Genomic DNA, 8953 nt, shown 5'->3' with positions numbered 1-8953 from the left:
GCTCGCCGGCTGTTAGTCCATCCAGCCGGGGGTGACCACGCCCGCCTCGTAGGCGAGGACCACGAGCTGGGTCCGGTCCCGCGCGTGCAGCTTGGTCATGATCCGGCTCACGTGGGTCTTGGCGGTGGCCGGGCTCAGCACCAGCCTCGCGGCGATCTCGTCGTTGGACAGGCCGCCGGCGACCAGCGTCAGCACCTCGCGCTCGCGCTCGGTCAGCCCGTTGAACTCCGGCCCCGGCTCGGGCCGCTTCACCCGCCCGGCGAACTCCGAGATCAGCCGCCGGGTGACCGAGGGGGCGATCAGCGCGTCGCCCCTGGCCACCACCCGGACCCCGTGGATGAGCTCGGCCGGCTCGGTGTCCTTGACCAGGAACCCGCCGGCCCCGGCGCGCAGCGCGCCGTACACGTAGTCGTCGAGGTCGAAGGTGGTCAGGATGATCACCTTGGTGGCGGCCAGCCGGCCGTCGGCGACGATCCGCCGGGTGGCCTCCAGCCCGTCCAGCTCGGGCATCCGGATGTCCATCAGCACCACGTCGGGGCCGAGCTCCCCGGCGAGCCGTACGGCCCGCGCCCCGTCGGCGGCCTCCCCGACCACCTCGATGTCGTCCTCGCCCTCCAGGATCGACCGGAATCCGGCACGGACCAGCGTCTGGTCGTCGGCGAGCAGTACACGGATCATGAAGTTCCTCTCAGGGGGAGCCGGGCGGAGACCCGGAAACCGCCACCGGGGCGGGGCCCGGCCTCCAGGGAGCCGCCGAGGGCGGCGGCCCGCTCCCGCATGCCGACGATCCCGAACCCGCTCCCGGGCCGCGACCGGTCGCCGTCGCCCGGCTCCGGGGCGCCACCGGGGCCCCCGTCGCCGGCGTCGCGGCCGGGGACGTCGCGGCCGTGGTCGTCGATCCGCAGGGTGAGGTCGGCGCCGCCGTACCGGACGGTGATCTCGGCGGCGCCGGCGCCCGAGTGGCGGGTGACGTTGGTCAGGGACTCCTGGACGATGCGCACAGCCGCGTGGTCCACCTCGGCGGGCAGGGGCCGGAGCTCGCCGAGGACCTCGATCCGCACGGCGAGCCCGGTCCGGTCGGCCAGCTCCCGGACCCGGGCCAGGCTCGGCGCCGGGCTGGTGGGGGAGTCCTCGTCCACCAGCCGCAGCACGCCCAGCGTGGCCCGCAGCTCCCGCAGGGCCTCCTTGCTGGCCTCCTTGATGGCCGTCAGCGCCGCCTCGGCCTGCTCGGGCCGCTGTCCGATCCGGTGCAGCGCGGCCCCCGCCTGCACGTTGATCATCGAGAGGTTGTGGCCGAGCGTGTCGTGGATCTCCCGCGCGATCCGGAGCCGCTCCTCGGCCGTCCTGCGCCGGGCCTCCTCCTCGCGGGTGCGCTCGGCCTCCGCCACCCGCCGCCGCGCCTCGGTGAGGTAGGCGCGCCGGTTGCGCGAGACCCCGCCCATCGCCAGGGTCGCCAGCACCCAGCCGCCCAGCAGCAGGAACTGGCTGTCGTCGAGATGCCGGATCGGGCTGTTCGCCTCGCCGAGGACGACGGCGAGCAGGCTCATGAGCGTGATGGTCGCCGCGGCCGCCAGATGGCCCAGGTCGGCGGCGGTGAACAGGGTAAGCAGCACGGCGAGGAAGATCCAGCCGTCCAGGTGGGCCAGCGGATAGTAGAGTCCGGCCGCCGCCACGGCCAGCAGCAGCGCCGGGATCGGGAGGCGGCGGCGCATCGCCACCGCGGCGCACGCCACCAGCGGCATCGCGTAGTCCCAGGCGTTGGGCGTCACCTCCGGCCGGAGCCGGGCCATGACGGCGCTCCCGCCGAGCACGCCCAGGATCACCAGGGCGGTGACCACGGTCTCGATCGGGATGCGGCGGAGTCCCACGCCCGGCACCCTACCGACCGTCCGCCGGGGCCGGGTACGGCGGGCCGCCCCGGCCCTGCTCTCCCGACGCCGCTCTCCCGGCCCTGGTCCTCGGCGCCGGCTCCCGCTCCCGCTCTCCGGCGACGGCGGGTCAGCGCTCGGCGAGGACGATCACCGAGTCTCCGGGACCGAGGCGGAGCGGCCGTGACTTGTCGGGGTTGAGCACGACGCCGAAGTGGGGGGCCTCGTTCACCCGGTCGGCCAGGCGGTAGCCGATCGCGGTCTCGCCGCGGCGGCGGGCCGACTCGATCACCGAGGCGAAGCTGACCGGGGCCCCGGCGCGGACGTACTGGCCGGCCGGGCGGGGGTAGATCTCCGAGCCGCGCGAGTCGAAGAGGTAGCCGAACACGTCGACCAGGTGCTGGTTCTCGGTGAGCTGGGCCAGGAGCAGGCCGATGACCGTGTCGCTGATCACGATGTCGTCGGCCCGGGTGACCTCGGCCAGGGCGCGGTTGTTCTCGTCGTGCATCTCGCTGACGATGGAGTAGCGCTCGCCGAGCGTGGTCTGCATGTCGCGGAGCTGGAGCAGGGTCATCAGCGTCCGGGTGTCGGCGTGCGCGGGCTCGTAGCGGTCGTCGGAGAGCACCACCACGTGCTGGTAGACGCCCAGCCCCAGGGCCTCCAGCGCGTAGCGGTCGGTGGTGTCGCAGTCCTTGGCGTTCACCGTGAGGTTGACCAGGCCCTCGAAGCCGGCGGAGGCGTCGGGGTGGTCGGAGGCGATGTCCAGGACGGAGCCGGGGGCGACGTAGCCGTCGAGGCAGCGGATGATCTGGTGGCCCCGGCCGTTCCAGTTGAGGAGCAGGGTCCGCTCCGGGCCGGGCCTGTCGGGCTCGGCCGAGACGATCGACTCCTCCTGGGCCTGCGGCATGTCGTCGGCCAGATGGATCATCGAGTCGTCCTGGGCGATCACGATGATCTGGTCGTCGGCGGCGATCACGGTGTCCATCGGCGGGTTCAGCATGGTCCGGCCCTCGCGGCGCAGACCGATGACCGTGGCGGTCTGGTAGGCCGGGAGCGCGTCGCCGTACGTCATGCCGGCCAGGTCGCGGTCGGAGCGCAGGTAGATCTCGCCGCCGGAGAAGTTGAGCAGGTCCATGCAGACCACGGAGGTGCCCGACTGCCGGGACGACTGCACGATGAGCCGGGAGGCGGTGTCGTCGGAGTCGACCAGGTGGACGGCCGGGCCCCCGGCGAGGCGGGCGGCGGCCATGTTGGAGGTGCTCGCGATCGCGGCCACCACCGGCGGGTGGTCGCCGGAGCGCTTGGCCAGGGCGAGCAGGGTCTTGATGACGTGGGCGTCGGGGTCGTCGCCCTGCGGGGACAGGACGACCACGGAGCGGGCCGCGTCGAGGTTCATCAGGTCGAGGTCAGTCGGCTCGGTGGGCCGCCCGGTCCGGCAGACCAGTTTGGTCCTCCCGGTCTCGCCCACGTGCTGGCGGATCTCGTCCTCCATGTCGACCTTGTCCTTGTCGGCCAGGATCGAGATGACGGAGCCGCGCTGGCTCGCGTGCGCCTGGACCAGCTCGTCGACGATCGTGAAGACCTGGTCCGACCAGCCGAGGATCACGGTGTGCCTGGTCTCGATGATCCGGGACTTGCCCTTGCGCAACTGCTCGAACTTGGTCTTGAGCCCGTTGGAGAGCACGCCGACCAGCGCGCTCACGATGAAGATCCCGCCCAGCGACGCGGTGAACATGAGCGCGACGAACAGCGTGCTCCCGGTGTCGCTGGCGACCTTGCCGGGGCTCAGCGTGCGCATGAGCGACATCCACAGCATGCCCGCGAAGCCGTTGTTCTTGGCCGCCTCGACCGGGGTCAGCCACAGACTCAACAGGGTGACCAGCAGGATCAGCCCGAGCGAGATCAGGGCGAGCCAGCCGATCAGGGCGACCGCGCCCCGCGACATGGTGTTGTCGAACCAGTACCGCACCCGTTCCCGGAACGTCGCCCTGGACACCGGTACCCTCCCCGTAGGTAAACGCCCGACCAACAATCGCACAAAAATTACAGGTCGCTCTGGTGTTCGCAAATTCATGATCCTGGGCCTCGGGGATCCCGGGCCCAGGGGTCCTGGTGGAGGGCGGGCGGGCGGTGGCCGGGGCCGGGGTCACGGGCGGCTCGGGTGCCGTGGTTCAGCGCGTTCCTCGCCGCGGAAGGGCGTCCGCGGAGGCTCACCCGGGCTGATCGGTACCGTTTATCCGCTCATCGGTACCGTTTATCCGCTCAAGAGCATTGTCACTGGGTGTGGATCTCCCCTTTAATCGGATCTTGCAAAACAGTCGGATGAGGGGTCATGAACAACGGACATCGCCGGGCTCAGGCCGCGGTCCAGACCATCCTCCGGCTCACCAACCTGTTGATGGCGGGCAAGCGCGTGGCGGTCATCGGTCACGAGCCGGAGCTGGCCGCCTGCCTGCGGGCGATGGGCGCGCAGACCCTCCTGACCGACCCGGCGGCGGCGCTCCTGGGCCACCGGGTGCTCGCCGAGGAGGACGCGGTGGCGGTCGCCGACCTGGTGATCGGGGCGACCGAGGCGCACCTGCCCCTCCTGCGGGACGGGGCGATCCTGGTCTGCGCCGGGCCCCGGACCGGCGTGGACGGCCGCCCGTCCGGGGCGGCCGGCGTCCTGGCGGGGATGCCGGGGACGCGGGTCCGCGACGGGATCACCGGTTACCGGCTCGGCCCGGACCGCGAGGTGTTCGTGCTGGACATGGCGTGCTAGCCGACATCAGGGACGCCTCGCTCCAGGCACGCGGGCTGGAGCGGATCGCCTGGGCACGCCGGTCCATGCCGGTGCTGAACGCGATCGCCGGCGAACTCGACCTGACCGGGCGCCGGGTCGGCCTGGTGCTCGTGCTGGAGCCCAAGACCGCGAACCTGGCGCTGACGCTCAGGGACGCCGGGGCCGAGGTGATCGTGACCTGCCCGGCGAGCGAGGTCGCCGACGACGTGGCGGCGGCCCTCGTCTCCGAGGGCGTCGCCGTGCTCGCCCGCTCCGACGCCTCGCCGGAGCAGGACCGGGACTCCGCGCTGCGCATGCTCCGTCAGGGGCTCGACGTGCTGGCCGACGACGGCTCAAGGGTCGTACGGCTGGCGCACGCCGCCGATCTCCTGGGAGGGCTGCTCGGGGCGGCCGAGGAGACGACCAGCGGCCTGCGCCCGCTCCGGGTCATGGCCGGCCGGGGCGAGCTGCGGATCCCCGTGCTGGCCGTGAACGACGCCCGCTCGAAATACCTGTTCGACAACGTGCACGGGACCGGGCAGTCCTGCGTGCTGGCCGCCCTGGACCTGACCGGGCTCCAGCTCGCCGGCGCCGTCTGCGTGGTCGCGGGCTACGGCTACGTCGGCCAGGGCGTGGCCCGCTACGCCAGGGCGTTCGGCGCCCGGGTCGTCGTGACGGAGGTGGAGCCGTTCGCGGCACTGCGCGCTCACCACGAGGGCTTCGAGGTCGTCCCGCTCCTCGACGCCTGCCCGGAGGCCGACCTGGTGTTCTCCGCGACCGGCGTCGCGCACACGGTCACCCGCGAGCACCTGCGCGCCATGCGGCCCGGCGCCGTGGTGGCCGTCGCCGGGGGCGTGCCGGACGAGGTCGAGACCGGCGACGTGCCGCCCGGCGTCACCGTGCTGGCCGAGGGGGAGTGCGTGAACTGCGCGGCGGCCGAGGGCAACCCGATCGAGATCATGGACCTCTCCCTGTCGGTGCAGGCGCTCGCCGTGGAGCACCTGGTCACCCACGGCCCGGCGATGGAGCCCGCCGTCCACCTCATGCCCGGCGAGCTGGACGAGCGGGTCGCCCGGCTCAAGCTGCGCGCGCTGGGGATCGGTCTCGACACGCCGTCCGCGCGCCAACGCGACTTCCTGGAAAGAGGATTGTGATCATCGAGCTGCGGGGCGCCTCGGTCCGCTACCAGACCACCGGGCGGCAGGTGCTCGCCGGAGTCGACCTCGCCGTGGGCCCCGGCGACCTCGCGCTGGTCAGCGGCCCCTCCGGCGGCGGCAAGAGCACCCTGCTCCGGCTGCTCAACGGGCTCGTCCCGCACGCCTACCGCACCGAGGTGACCGGTGAGGTCCTGGTCGGCGGGCGGCCGGTGGCCGAGCAGAGCGTCAGGCAGCTGTCCACCACCGTCGGCACCCTGCTCCAGGACCCCCGCAAGCAGATCGTCGGCACCACCGTGGACGCCGAGCTGGCCTTCGGACCGGAGAACCTGGGCCTGCCCCGGGCCGAGATCCGCCGCCGGATCGGCGAGGTGGCCGACCGGGTGGGCATCCGGCACCTGCTCGGCAGGGCCACCGCCGAGCTGAGCGGCGGCGAGCTGCAGCTGGTCGCCTTCGCCGGCGTGCTGGTGATGCGGCCCCGGGCCGTCCTGGTGGACGAGCCGCTGGCCAACCTCGACCTGGCGGCGGGCCTGCGGCTCATGCGCGAGCTGCGCCGCTTCGTCGACGAGGGCGGGGCCGCCGTGGTCGTCGAGCACCGGGTCGAGGAGATCCTGCGGTTCGCGCCCACCCAGGTCCTCTACCTGGAGGGCGGGCGGAGCGGCTACGCCGGGGACGTGGCCGGTTTCCTGGCCTCGGCGCCGGTGGCCCACGTGAAGCTGCCCTTCGAGACGCTGGTGGCCCGCGCCGCCGAACTGCCCGCCGCGCCCGCCGGTCTCACGCGGCCCGGCCACGCCGCCGAGCCGCCCGCCACGCGGCCCGGCGGGCCCGCCGTACGGGACGGCCGGGACACGGCCGCGAGGCTGGACTACCGGGGGGCCTCGCTGGGGTACGGCGGGCGGGCCGTGCTGAACGGGGTGGACCTGGCGCTCGGAGGCGGCGAGCGGGTCGCGGTCCTCGGGCGGAACGGGGCGGGCAAGTCCACCCTGCTGCGCGCCGCCGTACGGCTCCTCGAACCGCTGCGCGGCGCCGTCCACGTGGACGGCGCGCCGGTCACCGAGCGCTCGACCAGGGAGCTGGCCACCACCTTCGGATACGTCTTCCAGAACCCCGGACAGGCGCTGTTCTGCGCGACCGTCGGCGACGAGCTGGCCTTCGGCCCGCGCAACCTCGGCCGGCCGGAGGAGGAGATCCGGCGGGTCTCGGAGGAGGCGCTGCGCGCGATGCTCCTCGACGACGAGGCCGACGTCATGGAGCGCTCCCCGCGCACGCTCTCCTTCGGCCAGCAGCGCCGCCTCACCGTCGCCCTGGCCCTGGCCATGCGGCCCCGCACCCTCATCCTCGACGAGCCCACCGCCGGCCAGGACCTGCACACCACCACGCGGTTCATGACCCAGGTCCTGGGCGCCGTCGAGAGCGTCTACTTCATCACCCACGACGTCGACCTGGCGCTGACCTCGGCCGACCGGATCGTCGTCGTCGACGGGGGGCGGGTCGTCGCCGACGCGCCGCCCGCCGAACTGGCCCACGACGCGGACATCTGGTCCCGCGCGGGGCTCCGGCAGACCAGCCTGGTCCGGGCGATCCGCGACCACGTCCATGGCGCGGGAGGGATACCCCACCCGTTCGACCTCGCGCGCCGCCTCATCCCCCACCCGGAAGGAATCCCCCCTTCGTGAGTACAGAGGCATTGTCACCGCGCCACTCCCCGTGGAGGCTCAACTCCAGGACGATCGTGTTCGGCGCCGTCGGCGCGGCTCTGTACGCCGTGCTCGGCCTGTTCAGCTTCGTCATCCCCGGGACCCAGAGCGTCGCCGTCCGTCCCGCGTTCGCGCTGGTGCCGTTCTTCGGCAAGCGCTTCGGCGTGATCGCCGGCTTCTTCGTCGGCTGCGTGGGCAACATCGTCATCGACCTCATCCAGGGGGCGGGCCTGCTCTGGTGGAACTGGAGCGTCGCCAACGGCCTGGTCGGCGCGCTCGCCGCGCTGATCTTCACGGTGATCCCGCCGATCTCCAACGAGACCGTCCGGCACCTGGTCACCGCGCTCGGGGCGCTCCTCGCGACGGCGGTCGGCCTGCTCTTCGTGGTCACCGACATCTGGCTCCTGGGGGTCGACTTCGAGACCTTCGTCTTCATCAACTACCTGCCGGCGCTGCTGGCCAACGGCATCGCGGTCGTCATCCTCGTCCCGGCGCTGGACGCCGCCTGGGAGCCGCTGGCCAAGAGGGCGGGCCTGTAAGCGATGGACGTCACGCCGCGTTATCTGGGGGCGGGTTCCTTCCTCGCGCGCCGTGACCCGCGCGTGCTCCTGCTGGTCCCCGTGCTCTATCTCGTGGCGGTGGTGAACGTCGCCGACCTGCGGGGCATCACCCTGTGCGCCGTGGTCGCCCTGGTGTACTACCGCGCCGCGGGCATCCCGTGGCGCGGTGTCAGGGCGAACTGGATCTTCATGCTGACCTTCACGACGGTGCTGGTGGTGGTCAACAGCGTCTTCACCGCGACGGATGCCCGTTCGGGGGACGGGGAGACGCTGTTCACCGTCCCGCTCGCCGGGACGGAGATCACCTGGGCCGGCCTGTCGTACGCGCTGACCCTGCTGGTCCGCTACGTCTCCCTGGCGATGGTCAGCTTCCCGGTGGCCTTCGACATCGCCCCCTCCGACTTCGGCACCGCCTTCGCGCGGCTGCGCCTGTCGCAGCGCCTCGCCTACGGCGTGGACCTGACCTTCCGGTTCCTGCCGTCCACGGTCGCCTCGATGCGCGAGACCATCGACGCCCAGCGGGTCCGCGGCTACGAGCACAGCCGCAGCCGCAACCCGTTCAGGAAACTCGCCTCGCTGAAGCCCGTCGTCGTCCCGGTGACGGTGAACGCGCTGATCGACGCCGAGGACACCGCCAACGCCATGGACCTGCGCGGCTTCGGCGCCAAGCACCGCACCTGGATGCGCGAGCTCGGCTTCGGCCGCACCGACTACCTGGTCATGGGCGGCTTCCTGGCGCTCGCCGCGGCGATGACCGCCGCCAAGGTCTTCGGCCCGTTCGGCGAGGTGTGGACGCCGTGACCCGCCCCGTCCCGCCGGCGGCGTCCCACCCCGCCCTACCTGCTGCGACCCACTCCGCGCCGCCGACCGTGATCCACTCGGCGCCGCTGGTCCTGCCGGTCAGCGCGCCGCC

At 72.9% G+C, this 8953-nt stretch carries 8 protein-coding genes; 5 read left to right on the top strand and 3 right to left on the bottom strand.

Going from position 1 to position 8953, the window contains the following annotated elements; genetic code table 11:
• Positions 1 to 12: 12 nt before the first annotated feature.
• The 3 genes from ACWDS7_RS43810 to ACWDS7_RS43800 all read right to left on the bottom strand — a co-directional run bounded on the left by ACWDS7_RS43810 (position 13) and on the right by ACWDS7_RS43800 (position 3864).
• Complete coding sequence (locus ACWDS7_RS43810) at positions 13 to 678, bottom strand: response regulator (protein ID WP_306863130.1); 666 nt, start codon at positions 676 to 678, stop codon at positions 13 to 15.
• Entirely contained in the window at positions 675 to 1868 is a 1194-nt protein-coding gene (locus ACWDS7_RS43805) for a sensor histidine kinase (protein ID WP_451934110.1), read from the bottom strand. Before ACWDS7_RS43805 ends, ACWDS7_RS43810 begins: the two co-directional genes overlap by 4 nt.
• A gap of 130 nt (positions 1869 to 1998) precedes the next feature.
• Positions 1999 to 3864: a CASTOR/POLLUX-related putative ion channel gene (locus ACWDS7_RS43800; RefSeq protein WP_451934109.1), complete on the bottom strand. Its 1866-nt coding sequence runs from the start codon at positions 3862 to 3864 to the stop codon at positions 1999 to 2001.
• Positions 3865 to 4200: 336 nt separating this feature from the next.
• Here ACWDS7_RS43800 and ACWDS7_RS43795 point away from each other — a divergent pair, with 336 nt between their 5' ends.
• The 5 genes from ACWDS7_RS43795 to ACWDS7_RS43775 are packed head-to-tail and all read left to right on the top strand — an operon-like array spanning position 4201 to position 8841.
• Positions 4201 to 4629, top strand: a complete 429-nt coding sequence (locus ACWDS7_RS43795; protein WP_451934108.1) for a hypothetical protein — start codon at positions 4201 to 4203, stop codon at positions 4627 to 4629.
• A complete protein-coding gene (locus ACWDS7_RS43790) occupies positions 4623 to 5783 on the top strand; it encodes an adenosylhomocysteinase (protein ID WP_451934107.1) in 1161 nt (386 codons plus the stop codon). The genes ACWDS7_RS43795 and ACWDS7_RS43790 overlap by 7 nt, the downstream gene beginning before the upstream one ends.
• Positions 5780 to 7459, top strand: coding sequence for an ABC transporter ATP-binding protein (locus ACWDS7_RS43785; RefSeq protein ID WP_451934106.1), 1680 nt, complete (start codon positions 5780 to 5782; stop codon positions 7457 to 7459). Before ACWDS7_RS43790 ends, ACWDS7_RS43785 begins: the two co-directional genes overlap by 4 nt.
• On the top strand, positions 7456 to 8019 hold the full coding sequence (locus ACWDS7_RS43780) for an ECF transporter S component (protein WP_306863147.1): 564 nt from the start codon (positions 7456 to 7458) through the stop codon (positions 8017 to 8019). The genes ACWDS7_RS43785 and ACWDS7_RS43780 overlap by 4 nt, the downstream gene beginning before the upstream one ends.
• 3 nt (positions 8020 to 8022) lie before the next feature.
• Positions 8023 to 8841, top strand: coding sequence for an energy-coupling factor transporter transmembrane component T family protein (locus ACWDS7_RS43775; protein ID WP_451934105.1), 819 nt, complete (start codon positions 8023 to 8025; stop codon positions 8839 to 8841).
• The last annotated feature ends 112 nt before the right edge of the window (positions 8842 to 8953 follow it).

This window comes from Streptosporangium sp. NPDC003464, from assembly GCF_053588315.1.
This window is presented reverse-complemented; position numbering and strand designations above follow the sequence as displayed.